Genomic DNA, 22,750 nt, shown 5'->3' on the forward strand with positions numbered 1-22,750 from the left:
ACGATAGTATGAAATGTTTTGAAATCTGATAGGATTTTATGCATTATTGAAATTTTAGAAAAGTTATTAATGTTCGTTAGATAATTAGAAAGTTTTCTATCAAATGTTATAACTACATTATACAAGGGGGGGATAAAAATGAAAAAAATTAGTTTGTTTACCTTGATATTTTCATTAGTTTTAACATCAATAATTTTTTCTTATGCTAATGATTTAACTTCTGATATTAAAAATCAGAATGTAAAAGAGGCTGTAGAGAGGTTAGCAGATCTTGGAGTAACAAAGGGAATGGAAGATGGTAAATATCATCAAGAAGGGAATGTTACAAGAGAAGAATTTGCATCATTAATAGTTAAAATTTTAGGATTTGGCAGTGAAGCTGAAGAAGCTAAAGGGATAACTGATTTTAATGATGTTAAGGCTAATAGATGGTCTTCTGGATACATAAATAAAGCTGTAAAAGAAGGTTTGCTCACAGGATATGAAGATGGAAGCTTTAAGCCTGATAAGCAGATGACGTATGATGAAGTTTTAACAGTGCTTGTTAGAACATTAGGATATGAAGAAGAGATCCTTGTTGGAACTTGGCCAGAAAACTATAGAATCAAAGCGAATGATTTGGAAATTACAAAAAATGTAAACATGAATGTATCTGATTTAGTAGATAGAGGTTCTGTTGCTGTAATGATTAGCAATACGTTAGATGCAAAAGTAATCTATAAAGAATTTTCTACAGATAGTATTCAATTGAAAGAATCAGATAAAACTCTTTTACAAAATTTAAAGCAACCAAAATTAGAAAATAAAGATAAAGAAAATCAGAGAATAAATAATAAAATAAAAATCAATGAAGATAAAAAATATAATAGTAAAGTAGAAAATGATAATGATAAAACTAACTCGGTAGAAAAAAAAGAAGAAACAGAAAAAAACGGAAGTATAGTACGTTTTTCTGATTCTAATTTAGAAAAATGTATAAGAGAAACTATAGATAAACCAAATGGTGATATTTATAAAAAAGATATTATAGATATTACAAATTTAGACTTAGATGAAAAAGATATTGAAAAAATAGATGGATTAGAGAATTTTAGTAATTTGAAAACTTTACGTATTTCTCGCAATAAAATAAAGGATATTAGTCTATTAAGAAAACTAAATCAATTAGAAAAATTGAATTTAGAGAAAAATAATATAGAAGATATTGATTATTTGTCTGATTTAATCAATTTAGAAAAACTAGAAATATATGATAATAGAATAAATAATATTGATTCATTAGCTAGGTTAACAAAACTAGAATATTTAGATTTATATGATAATGAAATAGAAAATGTTGATGTTTTGTCTAATTTAACTAATTTGACGAATTTAAATATTGCTATGAATAATATAAAAAATATTGACTCTGTATCTAATTTAAAAAACCTTAAATGGGCAGATTTTTCTGAGAATAACATAAAGGATATTTCGCCTATATCTAATTTAACTAATTTGACACGAGTATCGTTTTGTAATAATCAAATAGATGATATTAGCTGTATATCTGGTTTGAAAAAATTACATCTTCTTTATGCATATAATAATAAAATTAAAGATATTTCAGTGATAGCTGATTTGAAACAAATGGAGCATTTACAATTACAGCATAATGAAATAGAAGATATAACACCTTTAGAAAACTTAAAAAATATAGCGTATTTAAATATAACTTACAATAAAATAAAGGATTTAGCACCTTTAGAGAATTTAAAATATGCAAATCAAATTAATGCAGAAAATCAAGAAACTGATTAATAAAAAAGACTTTAATATCATTTAAAAATATAGGAAAATAATATGGGGCTTTTGAATATACATATGAGCATATAAAAGAGTACCGATTAGAATTTACAGACGAATAAAGTGCAGTTGTTGAGAATAACAGTAATTTAATTAAATTTATGCAAAAACACTCTTAATTGAGTGTTTTTTAGTGACTTTTTGTATAACTAATACTACGGGTTATACCCGGGGTTTAAAAAGCTTATAGCTATAAGTAGAAAAAAATAGAATCTCCAATATAAAATGGAATTAGGTTTGTCAAGCAAAACTATTGCAAAGGAAGTTCATCCACTATGGATAATAGTAGTTTAACACATACAAAGTGATATATGGAAATATAAAGATGGAGAAAGTATTGCAATCTAAAAAAGTTGGGTTATAATAAAAAGTGGAAAGGAAGTGCTAAAGTGAAAAAAATAACAATGTTGTTCGTATTACTATTTATTACCACATCGTTTATATATGCGGACAGCTTTAAAGTAGTAAGTATAGGGAATGATTTGAATGAACAACAAAAAATAAATATGTTAAATATATTTAATGTAAATGAAAATGAAGCACAAATCATTACGGTTACAAATGATGAAGAGAAAAAGTATCTATATGGAATCGTATCATCATCTAAAATTGGTAATAAAGCCATATCTTGTGCTTATGTAGAACCTTTATCAGAAGGAAGTGGATTAAAGGTATCTACCTTAAATCTAACATGGGTTACAGATGATATAATCGCCAATGCATTAACAACAGCAGGAATAAAGGATGCAAAGGTTATAGCTGCGGCGCCATTTAATGTATCCGGTACAGCAGCGTTAACAGGAATCATGAAAGGCTTTGAAAAGGCAACAGGAAAAAAGCTTGATGTAGATGCAAAAAATGCAGCAAACCAGGAAATGGTTACGACGGGTGAGCTTGGACAAGCATTTGGGAAAGAAAACGCAGTGCAGTTTATCAATGATGTAAAGCGTGATGTATTAAAAAATAATATCACAAGTCCAGATGATATCCGAACTATTATTGAAAGGGTAGCAGAGCATAATGACATTAACCTTTCAGAAGAGCAAATTGCAAAAGTGATTGATTTAATGAATAAAATTAATAATCTTGATTTGAACTTCGATGAAATATCCAATCAGTTAAAAGATATAAGTGGTAAAATATCTAAAGTAATCCAGCAAAACGAAGAAGCCAAATCTATTTTAACGAAAACTGTCGAAATGCTTAAAAATTTAGTCAGTAAACTAGGCAGATTGTTTAAATAATTTAAACCCTTTAGGAAAAAATTTCTTAAAGGGTTTTTCTATAGAAAAATCAAAATTTACAATCCGAATTTCTGTTGAAGGAAATTGGACTACTGATAGTTCTGGAAATAAGAACAACTTAAAACTTTTGATGATTTTATTCTATTCTATGAAAAAATAGCAATATCAAGTATTTTATAAATGGTAGAAGTTTCTAAGTTAGAAAAAGTAGATATTACTGATGTAGAAAAACTATATGATAAGAATATAGATACATTAAAAGAAGCAATAAATACTATAAAAGAAATCAAATAACTTAGTATTTTTTAGTAAAGTAAATAATGAATATACGTAACTAAAACAGTAGGCAATCAAAGGTGTTTAAAAAAGCCAGTTATTACAAACAAAAAAAGATAAGAGATACTATATTGTATATCTTATCTTAGAATATTAAGATGAATGTTACTTTACATCATGGGCAGATTTCTTATTAGTTTCAGTAGTATTATTTATCTTTTTACTGTCAACACTAGATTTTAAATCCATCTCGTTATAAGCTGCAGCTGTATTTGCTTGATCTGATGTTAGTTTATGAGATTTTTGAAATTTATCATTCATGTTAAATTCCTCCTTCAGATTTCTAAAACTTTAATATTAATTTAACCAATTATATTTTATATAACTAAGGAATTAAATTATATTAATAGAAAAATTTCCAAATGTTAAAATATAAATTAATAAAATTATTTAAGAAGTACTTAAATTTGTGGGATATATAATATTGAGGGTGCTCAATTGTAATATTTAATTAAATATTACAAATACTAATTTAAACTAAATGTGGAGGAATAGTGGTGAATGATGAAATTATATCTGAAAAGCAAGGAATATATTTAATAACTTTATTTATAGTAGCTGAAACTTTTATACTTGCACGAGGGATGGAAGCTAAACAAGATTTCTGGTTAGCAATAATGTTAGGCATGGTTATTTCTGTACCATTTATGCTAATGTTTGCTAGGTTACATAGATTGCACCCTAAAAAAGATTTATTCGATATTAATGAGTATGTTTTTGGAAAAGTTTTGGGTAAAATACTTAATTTTTTATTAATTTATTATGCTGCAACTAACATGATTTCAATTATGAGTGTATTTAATAATTTTATTATTAATACATCTCTTTTCAGTACACCTGTAGAAATAATATATTTATTATTAATATTATTATGTATATATGGAGTAAAAGCTGGAATTGAAGTCATAGCAAGGTGGACAGAGTTTTTTTTACCTATGATAATTATAGCTTTACTTATAGGAATAATATTACTAACCCCTAAGATGGAATTGAAAAATATTAGTCCAATATTAAATGAAGGAGTTAAACCGGTTATAGAAGCAGGGGTATTAACTTTTTTATTTCCTTTGTCAGAAACTATTGCATTTGTAATGATTTTTACAGGTTTAAAAAGCAATGAATCATTTAAAAGTATATATATATATGGATTAATATTGGGAGGTAGCTTAATACTGATACTTGTATTAACTGAAGTTTTGGTAATAGGGGTTGATCGGAGTTTAGCATATTACTTTCCAGGACATCAAGCTTTTACTAGAGCCTCTATTGGCGATATATTTGAAAGGATAGAGATAATAACTGGAGCTACATTTGTATTAGGAGGATTTATAAAAATAAGTGTTTTACTACTTGCAGTTAATAGAGGTTTTGCGAAAATATTTAATTTAGATGATTATAGATTTATAGTGACTCCTTTAGGATTACTTATTGCTAATATATCTTATATTTTTTACGATAGTACAATGTATATGTTTGAATGGATAGCTAAATTTTGGGGATATTTTGCATTCCCATTTCAGTTTATAACACCAATTATAATTTATATTTTTGCAGAAGTTAAAATGAAGTCCTTGAATAAGGCTAAATAGTAAGATACTAGAATAAGGTGAAAAAAGTCAGGAAAAGCTTTTGTAAATATAAACAAAAGGTACGGAACATTTCATACCTTTTTGTTTATATTAGCATCTAGTACAAAAAACTAAATAAAAAAATAAATAACACAACAGGCCAAATCTGATTTATTCTAGAGTGCTACGTTATTATTTTCTTATTTTGTCGTATTCTGATAGTAATTGATCAAGTAACTGACTTAATCTTATTACTTCTGAATCTAGAAGATTAAAACCTTTTTGTTCTATTAATTTATTTAACATCTTTTTAGTATTTTCAATTTGAAGCTTGATAGAATTTAACTTGTTATTATAATTATCCATTTTACATACCCCTTTTCCTTTGCATAATTAGTTAGATTTAACCTGTTGTGTTATAAAAAATAATAATGTATAAATCTGTAAATGCAAAATATTGTAGAAACTGAGTATTTAAAATAAAATAATTACTTAAAAGTTTCAAAAAAATCCTTTTGTTAAAGCTATGCATGGTGGGCTAACGTTTAATCGTTACGATAAACAAATCTTTTTTATGTTTATAAACAATAGGGTTCTTATTGTGGTAATATATGTATATGAGTTATTTAATTTAGATTAAAGTAAGATAGTATTTCTTATATAAAAGGGCACTAATTAATTTATATGTTTAAAGAACTTACGTTCTGATATAATCTAAAATAGAGGTGAGAATACGTGGGGATTATAACTAACGATACGAATAAGGAGTTTGAAGAAACAATTACAGAAAAAGATTTAAAAGTCATGCTTATTGCTGAAAAGTTTTTAAGGGAAAATGGATTTGTTCTTATGACGGAATTTGAAGACACAGTTAGTAAAATAGCTTGTATTAAAAATAAATAGAATTTTTATGAATGCAGTTATAAATAAAAAATACACTAGTTATAATATAATTAGTGTATTTTTTATTTTGTTGATATAAAGATTTTTTGTATAAAAACATCAAAAACTTTTGGATTGATTACATTAAGTGAATTTTATCAAAATATTTATATAGAAGGAATTAAGTTTAATATTGATGCGATAGAGGGTGGAATAGTTATTATCATTTATGAGAGGAATGGAAATAATCATATCTAAGAAATGATTTAAATAGTAACTAAAATAAGATTATCATTCAAGAAATAAAATGATAGTACAATAAAGAGGTGAGAACATGGTAGGCAATATAAGTCTTAAAATTAAAAAATTACTTGCTTTAAGCGAGAGTTTGAATGAACATGAAGCAAAAGCAGTTCTAATTAATTAAATTACATAATAGGAAATAACGTTATGTAAAAGCAAAATCTTAAGACTGTATATGATAAGGTGTATTATCCTAAGTTTTGAAAAGAGCAAAACCTTATTTGTATCCATGTGTATGCTTGATTTATCCTTTTATATTATAATTCTGTAGAGAGTGTTTTTATTGGTATATAAATTTCAAAAAAAACAAGAAAGGTATTTCTTGGGAAATAACAAATAACTCCATATAAGAGTAGCTTGTTTTTTGATATAGAGGAATTATATGAAAAAAGTAATAGTATAAATGTTTTATGCTATAATAAATGAAATGTCATGTAGAACTATTAAAAAATTAAGGGGGCAGGTTTATGAAGGCTAATATTAATAATAATGAAGGTAATATTAAAGTAATAGAAACAATGAATAATAAAAATGTGTCCATTGAAATTTTAGAATTTGAAGAATTAAGAGGTGGGAGTAATGTATCTAGCGCAATAATGTTATCTTTTATGAAAGACTCGAATATTAAACTTAGACAAGTAAAAATAACGTTAAATAATGCCCAGGTTAGGTTAGAAGGAGGAGCTTTAAGTTACTTAAAAGGGAATATAGAAATGGAGAATAAAATGGGAGGAATTGTAGGCCTTGGTAAAAAATTTTTAAAAGGAAGTGTAACGGGAGAAACAACATTTAAGCCAAAGTACTCAGGGACAGGAGAAATTTATTTAGAGCCTAGTTTTGGGCATTATGTGATTATAGAGCTTGAAAATGAAGAAATTATTGTTGATGATGGAGTTTTTTATGCTTGTGAAGATACTGTGAAAGTTGGAGCAGCTATGCAAAAAAATGTATCATCAGCCGTGCTTGGGCAAGAGGGACTTTTTCAAACTAAACTTTATGGAAGTGGACTTGTAGTTCTTGAAGTGCCTGTACCTAAAGAAGAGATAATAGAGTATGAATTAAATAATGAAACATTAAAGGTAGATGGAAACTTCGCCATACTCAGAACTGGAAATATTGATTTTAAAGTAGAAACATCTTCTAAATCACTAATAGGCTCTGCGACTAGCGGAGAAGGATTATTAAATGTATTTAGAGGAACAGGAAAAGTATGGCTTATACCAACAAAGCATATTTATAGTAATTTAACTAATTTTGGACTTTATGGAATGACTAATCCGGGAGGAAAATCAAATACCAATAAGTAATGATGATACTTTAGGTGATTATCTTGCATTAACAATAAATGAAATTTTAGAAATATATGTAGAGTTGAAAAAACGCACTATTTATTATAAGAGATAGTGCGTTTTTTATGATATTAGTATAAAGCTTTGAAAATAATTCTATAGAAGCAATACTTTGAGTTCTAGGTTTATGTCAATGAACAATAATAAAAATAGTGCTTTTAAATATGGGAATAGAAATTAAAGATTGAACTTTATTATTAAATCAAATTTAATAAAAAACAGATTCTAAAGGAATAAATTAAGTACTTGATTATGTTATTGAAAGACAAGAGGTATTTATAATTCACGAGAAGTTTATTATTTGAAAGAAAAATCATAGACAATCGTTTGAATGTATTGAAATTAGGAATCAACAAAAAATGCAGGGATAATTACCCTGCAAAAGTTAAATATACACCAACGCCAGAAATGAAACAACCTATAATCATATAAAATATAGATGCTATTTTATCTCCAACTATTTTTCTGGTAAATTTAGCTTTTCTATTTTCCCAAAAAAAATCAGGTTTTTTAATAGTAGCTATTATTGTATATAGACCAATTAATATGAATAGTAAAGACATTTTTAAACCCTCCTTATTTTTTTAAAAACAATGACTATTGTAACATTTATATACATATTATTACAATAGTACTTAAGAACCAAGCGGGTGAGGTATTAATAAAAGAACAAAAATATCGAAGGTTATTACTTAGTAATTAACAAATTTATTAATAATAAAATACACATATGTGAATGGAGGTGTTGTTTGATTAATTAAGTTCTAGAATTGTATCTAAATATTTAATAGATGGAGTTGAAATTATAAACAGAAAATTAAGAATAATTGAACAACTATTTCTCAGGAAATAATAGATTAAAAAAATTATAAACAAAATAAGATTAATCATTTTAAAAATAAGATTAAATATGTAGCAAATGGAATAATTGAAATATATTATATAATAGATAATAGTTTGTTTATCTTAACTTTTGGTGATATAATAATTTTGCAAAAATATATATAAAAGAGGTAATTATATGGGTGAAAAAAAGGTTTATAAGTCAATGAAAGACAGAAAAATATCAGGTGTTTGCGGTGGGATAGCAGAGTATTTTGATATAGATTCTACAATGGTTAGATTACTATGGATACTATTTATACTTGCAGGAGGTAGTGGTATATTGGGATACATTGTATGTGCGTTAATAATACCTAATGAACCAAATGTATACTAAAAAGAACTCTTTTGTTTTTTTAAGAGTTCTTTTTTCTTTTAATAGCTCAATTTTATATTTTGATTATTTGAAGTGTTTGGGACTGTGGACTTAAATGTTATTGCATACAAAATATAAAATAACATTTAAAATTTTATGTATTGACAAAAAAATACAAATACTGATATAATTTTATTATTGGAAAAAGATGGTTTGTAAAAAAATAGTGATTTGAAAAAGGCACAACTATCGAAAGGTAGAGTCGCAAAGCTATGGGTCTAAGGGATTAATAATCCTATGATTGCCAGGTTGCCAGAATATATTTTTACTCAATAGTATTAATAGTAAGTTTTAATATAATATCACGAATGTTATATTGTATTAAAACTTACTATTAAAGTGAGTAAAAAAATTTTTATGTAATATGTAAAAACATTACGGTGCCTGTTGGTTTATAGGATCCGTAATGTTTTTTTTTGAAAGTTATATTAAAAACAAAACTAAGGAGATGCAATTATGATTGATAATGAAATATCATATATTATTTTATTTGGTGCTATAACAATGTTTATCAATATAATCCAATATAGAAAGATATTAAAATACTCTCTTTTTTTTAGTAATAATAGATCAATAAGGATATCTTTGTTGATTAAGTTAAACTTAGTGATTATGATATTTTTATTTTTAGGATATATAATATTAGCTGAAGTTATTATGAATTATATATATGTTAAAACGTTACTAATTGAGTCTATGTTTTTGGCGGGATCAATTTTTGTTTTTAGTGTAATCATAGTACAAATTAGATTGAATGAAATTGTACATGAGATGTACAGTTTTGATACAGTTGAAGCTTTAGTAAAAACAATTGAAGCTAGAGACCCTTACACTAAGGGACATTCACAACATGTTGCTAATCTTTGCATATGTATACGTGAACACTTGCCTAGAAGTTATAGTACAAAAATAAATAAGAATATGCTGAAATATGCAGGATATTTGCATGATATAGGAAAAATAGGAATCCCAGAAACTATACTTAAAAAAAAAGGTAAATTAAATTATGAAGAATACGAAATAATGAAGCTACATCCTATGATAGGGAAAAATATTATTAAATCAAATATTCTTTTTCCTAAAATAAGTGATTGGGTGTATTATCATCATGAGCAGATAGATGGAAAGGGGTATTTTAGAGTAACAAATAACAATATTCCAATAGAGTCTAAGATTATAGCTATTGCAGATTGTTTTTCAGCATTAGTTACGGACAGGGTGTATAGAAATGGTAAAACTTATGAAGAAGCAATAAAAATTATGAATGAGGTTTCTGGAACTCAACTAGATTCAAAAATTTTTGATATATTTATGAATATAGACAGAGTAAAAATAGAACAATGCAAACCTAATTCGGTATAATTTTATTTAACAATAAAACCCTTAAATGATTTAAGGGTTTTATTGTTAAATAAAATTATATTAGCAAATAGGAAGAAAAAACATTATATATTTAATGTTTTTATAATTTAGTAACATTTGAAGCTTGAAGTCCTTTATCTCCTTTTACTATATCAAGTGAAACATCTTGTCCTTCTTCTAAATCTTTTCTAGGACCATTTTCTTTTACAGCAGATATATGAACAAATACATCTTCTCCTTCATCTAAAGTTATAAACCCATATCCTTTTTCGGGATTAAACCATTTGACTACACCATTTCTCATTACGATTCCTCCATTTAGTAAAAATTATTAAAACATACAGTATTCTATATTACTTGTTGGTTTTGTTGATTTTCAATTTTAAAATCGTATTTATTTTTTGTGTTTTAAAAAATTATATACTACTTTTATTCAAAAAAGATAATTTAAATTCGATTTTCAAAATAAATTTGAAATAAAACACATTATATGGGCAGAGGTTCAACTCCCCTCGTCTTCACCAATTAAATTTATGACTGTATTAGAAAAATCTAGTACTGTTTTATCAAATCAAGACTATACTAATTGTTATAGCATAATTTTCAATTTGTTATAGAATGTAGAAAAAATATTGTATAATGTGAATAGATGAAAAACTTTTGGAAGGAAGCAAGAATTATATGAAAATACAAATAAAAAGGATATTAAAAACATGTATACTTATTGCAATCATATTAATTATCTGTACATCTATTAGCAAAACAGAAAAAATATTTGAAAATCCTGAAAAGATAAAAATAACAGTTATAAGTGAATGGAAACCGTTTAGCTATGTAGATAGAGAAGGAAATCCTAAAGGTATATTAATTGATTTTTGGAAAGCATGGGGTAAGGCTAACAATATTGAAGTGGAGTTTAATAGACCAACATCTTGGGCAAAATCATTAGAACTTATAAAAAATGGAGAAGAGAATATACATTTAGGACTATTCTATAAGGAGGATAGAGCAGAGTATATAGATTTTGGAAGTCCTATTATAGACCTTATGACAGGAATATATATACAAGAAGATATAGAAGCTTTTAATATTAATGATATTAAAGATTTGGGAATTGGTGTTACAGAAAAAAACTATGCTAAATATTATATGGAAAAAAATTATCCTGATATAAAACTATTGGTATATAAAGATCTTAAACAGGTAATGGACGCTGTAGATAAAGGGGAAGTAAAGGCTGTTTGTGTGGATTATCATAACAATATTAGAAAAATCTCATATTACTATCCCGAGTTGAAGGAGTTTGAACTGTTACAAACAATATATACACAGCCTCTAAGGATTGGAGTTAAAAAAGGAGAAAAGGAATTATTAACCTTAATAAATGATGGGATAGAAAAAATGTCCATTGGAGAAATAGAAGGTGTAAAATCTAAGTGGGAATATATGACTATATATCTTACGAAAGAGAAAGTACAGAAATATACTTTAATATCGAGTATTATTGTGATCATTTTTTTAGTAATAAATATTTTGTTTTTAAAATATAGAATTAAACAAGGTATTAAACGACTTTCAGAAAGTGAAGAAGGTTATAAAAAGCTTCTAAAACTCTGTCCGGATGGGATATTTGTTCAGCAAAAAGGAAAAATGGTATTTGTCAATGAGGCTACAGTAAAAATACTTGGACAAGATAGCTATAAAACTATAAATGATAAAAATTTTATAGAATTTATCAAAGAAGATTATAGAGAAACTGTTCAAGATATAATTAATAGAGTTGAAAATTTGAATATTAATACTCCAACATTTGAAGAAAAAGTGGTTAAGAGTAATGGAAAAGTAATTGATGTTGAAATCGCAATGAATGTAATAACTTATAAAGGAAAGAGTGCAGTCTTAACAATTATAAGAGATATTTCAGAGAGGAAGGAAAGGGAAGAGGAAAAGCAAAATATTCTTATGGAAAAACTTAAATATGAGAGATTAAAAACAGAATTTTTTTCAAATATATCACATGAATTCAGAACCCCATTAAATATTTTATTAGGAAGTATTCAGCTTATTGATAAGGTTTCTAATGATAATGTGTATAAACAAAATGAATACTATAAGAAATATTCGCCTATAATGAAGCAAAATTGCTATAGACTTCTTAGACTTATTAATAATCTGATAGATATGACAAAAATAGATGCGGGATTTTTAAAAATGAATTTTGAAAATCATAATATTGTTCAAGTTGTTGAAGATACAACTATGTCAGTAGTAGAGTACATAAAAAGTAAAGACATAAATATAATATTTGATACAGATATAGAAGAAAAAATTGTTATGTGTGATGCTGATAAAATTGAAAGGATTATTCTTAATTTGCTTTCTAATGCTATTAAATTTACAAAGAAAGATGGAAGTATATTTGTAAATATATATGATGAAAATGAGGTTGTTCGTATTTCAGTAAAGGATACAGGAATAGGTATCCTAAAAGAGGAACAAGAAACAATATTTGAGAGATTTAGACAAGCACATCCTTTGTTAAATAGAGAAAGAGAAGGAAGTGGAATAGGACTTTCATTGGTAAAGTCAATAGTAGAAGAGCATAAAGGAAATGTATATTTAAATAGTGAATATGGTAAAGGAAGTGAATTTATTATTGAAATACCTTCTAACGTAAAAATACAACAGGAACCTATTGTATCGGATGAAATTTATAGCGATGAAGGTAAAGTAGAAAAAATTAATATTGAGTTTTCGGATATATATTCGTAAGTATTAAAGCAAAGATATCTTTTGTTGTTTAACAGGATTATTTAATATTATAATCAAGTACACATAAGATTCAATATAGATTTGAACTAGATAAAATTACAGAACTATAGATTATAATTTTAAAAAAATATAATCAATGTTAAAGATATGTTAAAAGTGGCTAAAATTTATAGGAGTTTATGTCAAAAAATGATATAATTCAGGTATAAAGTCCTGGTTTTGAAATGAAATAAAAAGTGAATGTATGACGATACTAGCAAACTTATCGAAAGATAAGGACGCAAAGATATGGGTCTAAGGGATTATAAATCCTATGATTGCCAGTTTGCCCAAGCATATATAATATAAATATTATATTAAAAAATGTTAAAGTAAAGGTGTCTATAATCATAGGCATCTTTTGTTTTTTTACAAAATAAGTGTGCTTGATTTTGAATTTTAGAAATAAAGAGTATGAATTTAAAGGAATATATAATTAATATTTTAAAATACATTAAAGTGATTGAAAAAAATGTCGAAATATAATGTGGTTTGAGTTTGAAGTGCTGATTTGAAAATAAAATAGAAGTATTAATTTAAAACATAAAAAGAAAAGATATAATATTGGGAGGATAAAACATGGAAAAAATATTAAAATTTGAAAAAAGTTCCATATCATTCAAAATTATAACAACGACTTTAATTGTATTTTTAGTAACAATATCAATATTAGCTGGAGTTTCTTTAAGTAGTATAAAAAAAGAAATGATAAACGAAACGGAAAAAATGGGTATGGAGTTAGTCGAAGCTATGGCTAATGAAATGGAAACTACTAATTTAGCTTTAAATCAGATAGAATCTCTTTTAGCAGATAAAATAAAAACTGTAGGTCAAATGATAGGTCAAAATCCTAATATATCCAATGAACTTTTAGTCAAAATAGCAGAGCTTACAGGAGTATCAGAGATAAACATACAGGATTCAAAAGGAATAACATTATATTCAAATTTTGAAGAATATGTAGGAGAGGGTTATCCAGAAGATAGTGCTGTACAAGCTATAATAAGAGGAGAAAAAAAAGAAGTAATTGAAGAAATAAGAAAAAGTGAGGATTCAGATGATTATTATAAATATGGGGCTGTGGCTTTAGAAAATGGTGGTTTTATTCAAGTGGGAATATTAGCCAATAAAATAGAAGAATTAAAATCATCAATGGATATTCAAAAAAAAGTTGAAAGAATAGCAAATCAAGAAGATATTGCATATGCTGTTATAATAGATAAGAATTTAAAAGCAGTGGCTCATAGTAATAAAGAGAGAATAGGAATAGAGTTAACTGATGAAGGAAGGAAAACTGCAGCTATTGAAGGTAAGGCTTATTCATCTAAATACGATTATGAAGGACAAGAGGTTTATGATGTACTGGTTCCTTTGTATAAAGATGGAATACATATAGGAGCTGTAGATATAGGGATATCTATGAAACATATAAATAATGCATTAAAAATGCTCTTGGTTAAATCTATAATTATAGCAATTATTTCTTTTGTAGTTGGAGGAATTATAATAGCTTTATTAATAAAAAATATTACAAATCCATTAAAAACACTTGTTGAAGTAGCAGATAAAGTTTCAAATGGAGATTTAACGCAAGATATAAATATTCAAAGTAAAGATGAAGTGGGAGTATTAGCAGATAGCTTTAATAAAATGATAAATAATTTAAGAAATATAACAAGCAAAATTCAAGATGTTGCATTAAATGTATCATCATATTCTCAGCAACTATTTTCAGCAGCTGAGCAGGCTTCCGCGGTTTCAGAGCAAATAGCTATGTCAACTCAAGATGTAGCAAATGGAGCAGAAAAACAAGTTAAATCAACAACATTAGTTTCAAATAATATAAAAGAAGTAGTTTGTAATATAGAAAAAATTAATGATGAAATTAATGATGTAGTAGATAATGCAGATAATACAAGTGAATTAGCATTAGATGGTAGAGAAAAAATGAATAATATGATAAAACAGATGAATGCAATTAAAGAGAGTGCAAAATATACATCTAACATAATGAATGAATTTGAAGAAACATCTGATGAAATAGGAAATATAGTACAAGTTATAAATAATATAGCAGATCAAACAAATTTACTTGCACTTAATGCAGCGATTGAAGCTGCTAGAGCAGGTGAATCTGGAAGAGGGTTTGCAGTCGTAGCGGATGAAATAAGAAAACTTGCTGAAGAATCAATTAAATCATCAGATAATATAAAAAAATTAATAAATAAAACCCAAGAAAATACTAAAAAAGCTCTTGCGTCAATGGAAGAAGGTAATAAAGAAACTGAAAAAGGAGAATTAGTTGTAAAAGAAGTAGGAATTTCTTTAAAAGAAATAATACAAGGATTCGATTTAACAAAAGATAAATTAGATATAGCAAATAAAAATATACTAGAAGTAAATAAAAATGCAGAAAATATTGTAAATCTAGTAGATGAAATAGAGTCTATTTCAGAAGAATCAGCAGCAAACACAGAAGAAGTAGCTGCTTCAAGTGAAGAACAATCTGCAACCATAGAAGAAATAACTAGGTCGGTAGAAGAATTAGCAAATATGTCAAGAGAACTTGAAGAAATTATACAAGTGTTTAAATTAAATTAAGAGTGTGTAATAAAAAACTTAGCTGTATTTAATTCAGCTAAGTTTTTTTTAATTGCAGTTATATCTGATTATTATGATCTATAAGAAGCATTAATTTTCACATAATCAAAACTCAAATCGCATCCCCAAGCAGTTGCACAATATTCGCCATCTTTTAAGTTTATAATTATATTTATATGTTCTTTACTTAATATATTTTTTGCTAATTCTTCATCAAAAGAAATCCCTTTTCCATCTTTGAAAAGCTGCATAGTTCCTACCTCATTTTGAAAAAACACATCTAATTTTTCTGGAGAAAATTCTGCATTAGAATAACCTAAAGAACATACTATTCTTCCCCAATTGGCATCTTCTCCGAAAAATGCTGATTTTACTAAACTAGAAGATATTACAGTTTTGGCACATAATTTGGCATCTTTTAGAGTCTTAGCATTATTTAAAGAAACTTCTATAAGTTTTGTAGCACCTTCTCCGTCTTTTGCTATCATCTTAGCAAGCTCTTTATTTAGAAAATCTAAAGCTTTTTTGAATTTTATAAAATTATCATCTTTTGAATCTATAATAGAGTTGTTAGCAGTTTTATTTGCCATGGCTATAACCATATCGTTAGTACTAGTATCTCCATCAACAGAAATCATATTATATGAATCATCTACACTTTCTTTTAATGCAATTGATAGCATATCTTTAGATATATTTACATTACTTACAATAAAACTTAACATAGTAGCCATATTAGGATGAATCATTCCAGAACCTTTAGCTATACCACTTATTAATATTTTTTCACTATCTATATTCAATTCTACAGTTAATGTTTTAGTGAAAGTATCAGTAGTCATTATAGATTCAGCTGCTGAATCTCCTCCAGTACATGAAATTTGAGTACATGCATCTTTAATTCCAGGAGTAATAATATCCATAGGAAGTGGAAGTCCTATTATACCAGTAGAGGCTACTAATACTTCTTTTGCTGATAATCCTAAACAATCAGCAGTTGTTTTAGCCATTGAGTATGCATTATCTACTCCTTCATCACCAGTACAAGCATTAGCATTTCCGCTATTAATAACTATTGCTTGTGTATTATCAGATTTTATATGATTTTTACTTACGATAACAGGAGCTGCTGCGAATTTATTTTGAGTAAAAGTACCTGCAGCAACTGCTTCTTTTTCACTATATATAATACATAAATCTTTTCTTTTTCTTTTTACTCCAGAGTGTATACCTATAGCTTTAAAATAAGGAACATCTGTAATCGTTTTATTTTCTAATATTTTCAATTAAATCACCCTTTCTTTATTTTTTAATCTATGGAAACATTGACAGTAAATCTAATCCTTTATTTTCATCTAAATTAAAAATAATGTTCATATTTTGAACTGCTTGTCCTGCAGCTCCTTTTATTAGATTATCTATTGCTGATATTATTATTACTTTTTTTGTTCTTTCATCAACTCTTATAGCAATATCACATATATTAGAGCCTTTAACCCATTTTGTTTCTGGAATTTCTTCAATTATTCTTACGAAGGATTCATTTTTATAAAACGAGCTGTATATTTCATATAATTCTTCTTGAGAAATATCTTTTACTAAATTACCGTAACATGTTGCTAGTATTCCTCTATTCATTGGAACTAAATGAGGAGTAAATAATAAAGAAATATCCTTATCATTTGCATTGGATAAAACCTGTTCTATTTCAGGAGTATGTCTGTGTGATGATACAGAATAAGCCTTTATTGACTCATTACATTCTCCATAAAGAACGGATGTATTTAAAGATCTACCTGCACCTGATACTCCTGATTTAGCATCTATAATTATTGAAGATGAATCAATAATATTAAATTTTAAAAGAGGAGTTAAAGCTAGTATACTTGCAGTCGGATAACATCCAGGATTTGCTATTAAATTAGATTCTTTTATGATATTTCTGTTTAGTTCAGGTAAACCATATACAGATTTAGGTAATAAATTAATAGCTTGGTGATCTAGTTCATACCACTTTTTATAAACGTTAGGATCTTTTAACCTAAAATCTGCTCCTAAATCTATAACTTTTACTCCTAAACTTAAAGCTTTTTTTACTAAATTAAATGATTTACCATGAGGTAAAGCAATAAAAAGAATATCTATTTCACTAAGTTTATTTTCTGCTTCTTTTATATCTACACATATAGATTCTATGCTTTTACTATAGTTTCCATATATTTCAGAAAAAGAAACACCACTATAGCTGTGAGAAGATAAAAAATTAATTTTGACATCAGAATGATTATTTAAAAACCAAACTAACTGCTGTCCAGCATATCCTGTTGAGCCTATTACACCTGCTTTTATCACAATATCACCTTCTTTATTTGAATTTTTTGTATAAAAAACTCTCATCTCTTAAATACAAAGAGACGAGAGAATATTCCCGTGTTACCACTCTAATTGATATAAATATATAAATATTCATATCCACTCATTGCCCGTTAACGGTGGGTCCGCATTTTCCTACTATTAGTTCAGAAAATATCCTCCATGGCTCTTTTGGGTATAACTATGCTGCTGGACTCACACCAACTCCAACTCGCTGAAACAATCATTATACTTAATCTCCACTTCATAGGATTTAAATAAATTATATAATTTTAAATATAAAAAACTCTCGCCTCTTAAATACAAAGAGACGAGAGAATATTCCCGTGTTACCACTCTAATTGATATGAAAAAATCATATCCACTCATTGCCCATTAACGGTGGGACCGTATTTTCCTACTTCTATTTCAGAAAACATCCTCCGTGGCTCTTTTGGGTATAACTACGTTATTGGACTCGCACCAACTCCAACTCGCTGAAACAATTATTATACTTACTCTCCACTTCATAAGATTTAGATAAATTATATAATTTTAAATATAGAAATAACATTGATTAAAAAACTAAATTTGCAACTATTTTTGAGCAACGGAGCCCGTAGGACTCGTTGGCGACATGAGTCAGCGCGTAGTAGCGAATAGACGAATTTTTGTTTGAAATTAAATTGATGTTGCGTTGAAATTCATTATAGATACTTTTTATTCTAATGTCAACTATAAAAATAAATTTTTTTATATAATATTATTAAAAAAATTCTTGAAAAAAATTCATGTTGACTATTGTTTATAAAATATATATAATCTATTTCAACAACATTAGCGAAAAAATTAATATTCAGAATTAAATGTTGACAAATCTAAAATAAGAAATTATAATTGATTTTAAAAATAATTCGAAATTGAACTATATATATAAATATTAAATCCTGTGAAAGGAAGAGTAGGTATGGTGATTGTTTCAGCGAGCTAGAGTAGGTGTGAGTCTAGTAACATAACTGTATTGAAGAGAGTCCTAGAGGAGATTTTCTGAAATAATAGTATGAAAATACGGTGATCCCGTTAAAATCAATTGAGTGAATATAAAGTGAAACTTTATCTGAAAGCTAAAAGTTCTAAAAATACACCCTCTTAAGGTTGGAATTAAGAACTTAACAGCTTCTGGATTAGCTTGACTAAAAATTCATATGGAATAAAACTTCATATGAATTAAGTCTCGCTTTATGTTAACAAGAGTGGTAACGCGGGTAAGTTCTCGTCTCTTAGATTTTAAGAGATGAGAGCTTTTTTTATATACAAAAAAATAATAGAATCCTGTGAAAGGAAGAGTAGATATGGTGATTGTTTCAGCGAGCTAGAGTAGGTGTGAGTCTAGTAACATAACTGTATTGAAGAGAGTCCTAGAGGAGATTTTCTGAAATAATAGTAGGAAAATACGGTGATTACGTTATAATCATACGAGTGGACATATATTTTTATGTCAACAAGAGTGGTAACACGGGGTAACTCTCGTCTCTTAATTGATTAAGAGACGAGAGTTCTTTTATTTATTAAGAAATTATATTATTTTCAAGTTGTGGATGACATTGATGAAAGAGCTAAACTTACAACTATTTTTGAGCAACGGGGCCCGTAGGGATCGTTGGCGATATGAGTCAGTGCGTAGCGACTAGACGAATTTTTTTATTGACTTAATGTAATTTTAAAACACAGAATATTGCGAAAATGAGAAGGGGGAGATAAAAATTGAATGAACAAAAAGCAGCCTTGCTGATGGAGGCACTGCCTTATATTAAAAAATTTAAAGGTAAAACCTTCGTAATAAAATACGGAGGAAGCATAATGAAAAATGAAAATTCTAAAAAAGCATTCATAGAAGATGTGGCTTTAATGAATCTTGTTGGAATTAATGTGATAATCGTACATGGTGGAGGACCTTATATATCTAAATTTTTAAATAAGCTAGACGTTAAAAGTAATTTTATAGATGGACTAAGAGTTACAGATAAAGAAACTGTGGAATTAGTTGAAATGATTTTATCATCAAAAATAAATAAGGAAATAGCTTCAAAGTTATGTATTCACGGTATTAGTGCTGTTGGAATCAGTGGAAGAGATTCAAATTTAATCAAAGCAAAGAAAAAATATATATCTAAGAATAATAAAAAAATAGACATTGGTTATGTTGGAGAAGTTGTAAGTATTAATAAAAAATTATTAATAGATTTAATTGAAAATAATCACTTACCAGTAATATCTCCTATTGGATGTGATTTAGAAGGAAATATATATAACGTTAATGCAGACTATGCAGCATCTTCAATAAGCTCTTGCTTAAAAGCTGAAAAGCTAATTCTTTTAACTGACGTAAAAGGAATATATAAAGATTTAAATGATGAATCAACTTTTATATCAAGTATAAATACAGAAAAAATAAAAGAGTATATAAAATCAGGAATAATTAAAGGGGGGATGATTCCTAAGCTTGAGTGCTGTATAGATGCTATTGGAAAAGGAACTAAAAATATTCACCTTATAGACGGAAGACGAGAACACAGTCTATTATTAGAAATATTTACAAACGAAGGAATGGGAACAATGATAGAAGGGGGAAATAAAGATGCCAATTAATTTAAAGGGAAAAAATTTTTTAACATTAAAGGATTTTACACAAAATGAAATGAAATATCTTTTGAATTTAGCGGAGGATTTAAAATCTAAGAAAAGATCAGGAATAAAAGGAAATTTGCTAGAGGGGAAAAATATAGTATTACTATTTGAAAAAACTTCTACTAGAACTAGATGCTCATTTGAAGTTGCAGCATTTGATGAAGGAGGTCATGTTACTTTTTTAGGAGCTAATGATAGTCAAATGGGTAAAAAAGAATCAATAGAAGATACTGCTAAAGTTTTAGGAAGATTTTATGATGGTATAGAGTTTAGAGGATTCAAACAAGAATCAGTTGAGATTTTAGCCCAAAATGCTGGTGTTCCAGTATGGAATGGACTTACTGATATGTATCATCCAACTCAGATATTAGCTGATTTTTTAACAATTAAGGAACATGTAAATAAACCACTTAATAAAGTTAAATTCGTTTATGTTGGAGATGCTAGAAACAATATGGGAAATTCTTTACTAATAGGTGCAGTTAAAATGGGAATGGACTTTGTAGCTCTTGCACCAAAAGAATTATGGGCATGTGAAGAGTTAGTTAATGAAATGAAAGAAGTTGCAAAGGACACAGGGGGAAGTATTACTCTTACAGAGGATATAAGTGAAGTCAAATATGCAGATGTAATATATACAGATGTCTGGGTATCTATGGGGGAAGAAGATCAATTTGAAGAAAGAATCAAACTATTAAAGCCGTATCAAGTTAATATGGACATGATTAAGAAAACTGAAAATAAAGATGTGATATTTATGCACTGTTTACCAGCATTTCATGACTTAAATACGAAGGTTGGTAACGAAATATATGAAAAGTTTGGATTGAAAGAAATGGAAGTTACAGATGAAGTATTTAGATCAAAACATTCAGTTGTATTTGACGAAGCTGAAAATAGAATGCATACTATTAAAGCTGTAATGGTTGCAACTATAGGAAATATTTAAATAAGATATGGGGGCTTAAGAAATGAATAAAAACAATCTAATGAATACTTACTCAAGAGTTGATGTAACCTTTGAAAAAGGATTAGGTAGTAAGGTTTATGATATAAATGGAAAAGAATATATAGATTTTGTTTCAGGGGTTGCAGTAAACTGTTTAGGGCATTCTCATCCATCTATAATAAACGCTTTAAATAATCAAAGTAACAACCTTATTCACATCTCAAATTTATATTGGAATACAAAACAATTAGAACTTGCAAAAAAACTATGTGATTATAGCGATCATGATAAAGTATTTTTCTGCAACAGTGGAACAGAAGCAGTAGAAGCAGCTATTAAGCTAGCTAGAAAATATGGAATAAATAATGGAACGAGTAAAAAGAATAAAATAATATTTATGGAAAATTCTTTTCATGGAAGAACAATGGGAGCTCTTGCTATAACAGGACAGGAAAAATATCAAAAAGATTTTATGCCTCTTATGAGTGGAGTAAAGAGTAGTAAGTTTAATTATATAGATGATTTAAAAAATAAAATAGATGAAAATACCTGTGCAGTTATAATTGAACCTATTCAAGGAGAAGGGGGTATAGTACCTTCTGAAATAGATTTTTTAAAAGAAGTGAAGAATTTATGTAAAAAGTATAATGCTCTTTTAATATTTGATGAAATACAGTGTGGAATAGGTAGAACAGGAAGTTTATTTGCATATAAAAAATTTGAAGTAATACCGGATGTTATATGTATGGCTAAGGGATTGGGTGGAGGTTTTCCAATTGGAGCTGTACTTGCAACTCAAAAAGCAGCTGATGCATTTACTCCTGGAGATCATGGAAGTACTTTTGGTGGAAATCCTCTAGGATGTTCAGTATCATTAGCAGTACTAAATGAATTAGTGGATAATGGTGTATTAGATAAAGTAGATGAAAAAAGTGAGTATATTATCAATAATCTTTCAATATTAAAGGAAAAATATAAAGCTGTAGACAAAATCCAAGGAATGGGATTAATGCTTGGAATAAAATTAGGTATTGATAAAAGTAAGTTAATTAGTAAGTGTTTTGAAAAAGGACTTTTGTTAGTAGGTGCAGGTGAAAATGTAGTAAGAATACTACCTCCTTTAAATGTTTCTAAGAAAGATATAGATAAATTTGTAGATATATTAGATGAAGCTTTGGGCGAATTATGTAATTAATATTAAGTGG

General features: G+C 27.2%; 19 protein-coding genes, 2 riboswitches and 4 other annotated features. Of the genes, 13 read left to right on the top strand and 6 right to left on the bottom strand.

All coding sequences use genetic code 11. The features are described 5' to 3' along the window. Nucleotides 1-138: 138 nt before the first annotated feature. Nucleotides 139-1,797, top strand: a complete 1,659-nt coding sequence (locus tag Tmeso_RS14585) for a leucine-rich repeat domain-containing protein (protein WP_099192485.1) — start codon at nucleotides 139-141, stop codon at nucleotides 1,795-1,797. A 434-nt stretch (nucleotides 1,798-2,231) separates the two neighbouring features. Continuing rightward, nucleotides 2,232-3,086, top strand: coding sequence for a DUF1002 domain-containing protein (locus Tmeso_RS14590; RefSeq protein WP_145993173.1), 855 nt, complete (start codon nucleotides 2,232-2,234; stop codon nucleotides 3,084-3,086). Nucleotides 3,087-3,527: 441 nt separating this feature from the next. On the opposite strand, the gene Tmeso_RS16595 is transcribed toward Tmeso_RS14590, so the two are convergent. Further along, nucleotides 3,528-3,683 carry a hypothetical protein gene (locus Tmeso_RS16595; RefSeq protein WP_187296394.1) on the bottom strand — a complete coding sequence of 52 codons (156 nt, stop codon included), beginning with the start codon at nucleotides 3,681-3,683 and terminating at the stop codon, nucleotides 3,528-3,530. Between the two features lie 236 nt (nucleotides 3,684-3,919). Between Tmeso_RS16595 and Tmeso_RS14595 the strand changes: the two genes are divergently transcribed. Further along, nucleotides 3,920-5,011, top strand: a complete 1,092-nt coding sequence (locus Tmeso_RS14595) for a GerAB/ArcD/ProY family transporter (RefSeq protein WP_187296395.1) — start codon at nucleotides 3,920-3,922, stop codon at nucleotides 5,009-5,011. Nucleotides 5,012-5,182: 171 nt separating this feature from the next. Here the strand turns inward: Tmeso_RS14595 and Tmeso_RS14600 are convergent, their stop codons facing one another. Then, entirely contained in the window at nucleotides 5,183-5,356 is a 174-nt protein-coding gene (locus tag Tmeso_RS14600) for a Spo0E family sporulation regulatory protein-aspartic acid phosphatase (protein ID WP_099192488.1), read from the bottom strand. Nucleotides 5,357-5,725: 369 nt separating this feature from the next. Between Tmeso_RS14600 and Tmeso_RS16600 the strand changes: the two genes are divergently transcribed. The 3 genes from Tmeso_RS16600 to Tmeso_RS14605 all read left to right on the top strand — a co-directional run bounded on the left by Tmeso_RS16600 (nucleotide 5,726) and on the right by Tmeso_RS14605 (nucleotide 7,482). Beyond that, complete coding sequence (locus Tmeso_RS16600; protein ID WP_187296396.1) at nucleotides 5,726-5,893, top strand: hypothetical protein; 168 nt, start codon at nucleotides 5,726-5,728, stop codon at nucleotides 5,891-5,893. Between the two features lie 313 nt (nucleotides 5,894-6,206). After that, nucleotides 6,207-6,299, top strand: coding sequence for a DUF2786 domain-containing protein (locus tag Tmeso_RS16605; RefSeq protein WP_187296397.1), 93 nt, complete (start codon nucleotides 6,207-6,209; stop codon nucleotides 6,297-6,299). Nucleotides 6,300-6,642: 343 nt separating this feature from the next. Further along, entirely contained in the window at nucleotides 6,643-7,482 is an 840-nt protein-coding gene (locus tag Tmeso_RS14605) for an AIM24 family protein (RefSeq protein WP_099192489.1), read from the top strand. Nucleotides 7,483-7,895: 413 nt separating this feature from the next. Here Tmeso_RS14605 and Tmeso_RS14610 read toward each other — a convergent pair whose 3' ends face one another. After that, a complete protein-coding gene (locus Tmeso_RS14610) occupies nucleotides 7,896-8,087 on the bottom strand; it encodes an Imm17 family immunity protein (protein WP_099192490.1) in 192 nt (63 codons plus the stop codon). A 458-nt stretch (nucleotides 8,088-8,545) separates the two neighbouring features. On the opposite strand from Tmeso_RS14610, the gene Tmeso_RS14615 reads away from it, so the two are divergent. Both Tmeso_RS14615 and Tmeso_RS14620 read left to right on the top strand, forming a co-directional pair. Continuing rightward, nucleotides 8,546-8,743: a PspC domain-containing protein gene (locus tag Tmeso_RS14615; protein WP_099192491.1), complete on the top strand. Its 198-nt coding sequence runs from the start codon at nucleotides 8,546-8,548 to the stop codon at nucleotides 8,741-8,743. Between the two features lie 208 nt (nucleotides 8,744-8,951). Continuing rightward, nucleotides 8,952-9,039, top strand: a riboswitch (cyclic di-GMP riboswitch). Between the two features lie 199 nt (nucleotides 9,040-9,238). Further along, a complete protein-coding gene (locus tag Tmeso_RS14620; RefSeq protein WP_099192492.1) occupies nucleotides 9,239-10,144 on the top strand; it encodes an HD-GYP domain-containing protein in 906 nt (301 codons plus the stop codon). Between the two features lie 100 nt (nucleotides 10,145-10,244). On the opposite strand, the gene Tmeso_RS14625 is transcribed toward Tmeso_RS14620, so the two are convergent. Continuing rightward, complete coding sequence (locus Tmeso_RS14625) at nucleotides 10,245-10,448, bottom strand: cold-shock protein (RefSeq protein ID WP_099192493.1); 204 nt, start codon at nucleotides 10,446-10,448, stop codon at nucleotides 10,245-10,247. Nucleotides 10,449-10,825: 377 nt separating this feature from the next. Between Tmeso_RS14625 and Tmeso_RS14630 the strand changes: the two genes are divergently transcribed. Next, nucleotides 10,826-12,916 carry an ATP-binding protein gene (locus Tmeso_RS14630; RefSeq protein WP_099192496.1) on the top strand — a complete coding sequence of 697 codons (2,091 nt, stop codon included), beginning with the start codon at nucleotides 10,826-10,828 and terminating at the stop codon, nucleotides 12,914-12,916. A 245-nt stretch (nucleotides 12,917-13,161) separates the two neighbouring features. Beyond that, nucleotides 13,162-13,249: riboswitch (cyclic di-GMP riboswitch) on the top strand. A gap of 285 nt (nucleotides 13,250-13,534) precedes the next feature. Continuing rightward, nucleotides 13,535-15,556, top strand: coding sequence for a methyl-accepting chemotaxis protein (locus Tmeso_RS14635; RefSeq protein WP_099192497.1), 2,022 nt, complete (start codon nucleotides 13,535-13,537; stop codon nucleotides 15,554-15,556). A 71-nt stretch (nucleotides 15,557-15,627) separates the two neighbouring features. On the opposite strand, the gene argJ is transcribed toward Tmeso_RS14635, so the two are convergent. Together argJ and argC are read right to left on the bottom strand one after the other, a co-directional pair. Then, entirely contained in the window at nucleotides 15,628-16,842 is a 1,215-nt protein-coding gene (gene argJ / locus Tmeso_RS14640) for a bifunctional ornithine acetyltransferase/N-acetylglutamate synthase (protein ID WP_099192498.1), read from the bottom strand. Between the two features lie 28 nt (nucleotides 16,843-16,870). Next, nucleotides 16,871-17,908 carry an N-acetyl-gamma-glutamyl-phosphate reductase gene (gene argC, locus Tmeso_RS14645; protein ID WP_099192499.1) on the bottom strand — a complete coding sequence of 346 codons (1,038 nt, stop codon included), beginning with the start codon at nucleotides 17,906-17,908 and terminating at the stop codon, nucleotides 16,871-16,873. Between the two features lie 55 nt (nucleotides 17,909-17,963). Beyond that, nucleotides 17,964-18,186 (bottom strand) — a binding site (T-box leader). 46 nt (nucleotides 18,187-18,232) lie between these two features. Continuing rightward, nucleotides 18,233-18,448 (bottom strand) — a binding site (T-box leader). A 400-nt stretch (nucleotides 18,449-18,848) separates the two neighbouring features. Beyond that, nucleotides 18,849-19,192, top strand: a binding site (T-box leader). Nucleotides 19,193-19,233: 41 nt separating this feature from the next. Beyond that, nucleotides 19,234-19,446 (top strand) — a binding site (T-box leader). Between the two features lie 226 nt (nucleotides 19,447-19,672). On the opposite strand from argC, the gene argB reads away from it, so the two are divergent. From argB to Tmeso_RS14660, 3 genes are read left to right on the top strand one after another with little or no spacing between them, the layout of a single operon-like run. Beyond that, nucleotides 19,673-20,557, top strand: a complete 885-nt coding sequence (gene argB / locus Tmeso_RS14650) for an acetylglutamate kinase (protein ID WP_242967949.1) — start codon at nucleotides 19,673-19,675, stop codon at nucleotides 20,555-20,557. Continuing rightward, entirely contained in the window at nucleotides 20,547-21,545 is a 999-nt protein-coding gene (gene argF, locus Tmeso_RS14655) for an ornithine carbamoyltransferase (RefSeq protein ID WP_099192500.1), read from the top strand. The genes argB and argF overlap by 11 nt, the downstream gene beginning before the upstream one ends. Nucleotides 21,546-21,567: 22 nt before the next feature. Then, a complete protein-coding gene (locus Tmeso_RS14660) occupies nucleotides 21,568-22,740 on the top strand; it encodes an aspartate aminotransferase family protein (RefSeq protein WP_099192501.1) in 1,173 nt (390 codons plus the stop codon). The last annotated feature ends 10 nt before the right edge of the window (nucleotides 22,741-22,750 follow it).

Origin of the sequence: Tepidibacter mesophilus, assembly GCF_002724055.1 — a bacterium.
GTDB classification, from domain to species: domain Bacteria; phylum Bacillota; class Clostridia; order Peptostreptococcales; family Peptostreptococcaceae; genus Tepidibacter_A; species Tepidibacter_A mesophilus.

What these genes read in the sequence shown, in the direction of transcription:
- Tmeso_RS14585 (WP_099192485.1), top strand. Translation starts at nt 139, where the DNA reads ATGAAAAAAATTAGTTTGTTTACCTTGATATTTTCATTAGTTTTAACA.
- Tmeso_RS16595 (WP_187296394.1), bottom strand. Translation starts at nt 3,683, where the DNA reads ATGAATGATAAATTTCAAAAATCTCATAAACTAACATCAGATCAAGCA.
- Tmeso_RS14600 (WP_099192488.1), bottom strand. Translation starts at nt 5,356, where the DNA reads ATGGATAATTATAATAACAAGTTAAATTCTATCAAGCTTCAAATTGAA.
- Tmeso_RS16605 (WP_187296397.1), top strand. Translation starts at nt 6,207, where the DNA reads ATGGTAGGCAATATAAGTCTTAAAATTAAAAAATTACTTGCTTTAAGC.
- Tmeso_RS14605 (WP_099192489.1), top strand. Translation starts at nt 6,643, where the DNA reads ATGAAGGCTAATATTAATAATAATGAAGGTAATATTAAAGTAATAGAA.
- Tmeso_RS14610 (WP_099192490.1), bottom strand. Translation starts at nt 8,087, where the DNA reads ATGTCTTTACTATTCATATTAATTGGTCTATATACAATAATAGCTACT.
- Tmeso_RS14615 (WP_099192491.1), top strand. Translation starts at nt 8,546, where the DNA reads ATGGGTGAAAAAAAGGTTTATAAGTCAATGAAAGACAGAAAAATATCA.
- Tmeso_RS14620 (WP_099192492.1), top strand. Translation starts at nt 9,239, where the DNA reads ATGATTGATAATGAAATATCATATATTATTTTATTTGGTGCTATAACA.
- Tmeso_RS14625 (WP_099192493.1), bottom strand. Translation starts at nt 10,448, where the DNA reads ATGAGAAATGGTGTAGTCAAATGGTTTAATCCCGAAAAAGGATATGGG.
- Tmeso_RS14630 (WP_099192496.1), top strand. Translation starts at nt 10,826, where the DNA reads ATGAAAATACAAATAAAAAGGATATTAAAAACATGTATACTTATTGCA.
- Tmeso_RS14635 (WP_099192497.1), top strand. Translation starts at nt 13,535, where the DNA reads ATGGAAAAAATATTAAAATTTGAAAAAAGTTCCATATCATTCAAAATT.
- argF (WP_099192500.1), top strand. Translation starts at nt 20,547, where the DNA reads ATGCCAATTAATTTAAAGGGAAAAAATTTTTTAACATTAAAGGATTTT.
- Tmeso_RS14660 (WP_099192501.1), top strand. Translation starts at nt 21,568, where the DNA reads ATGAATAAAAACAATCTAATGAATACTTACTCAAGAGTTGATGTAACC.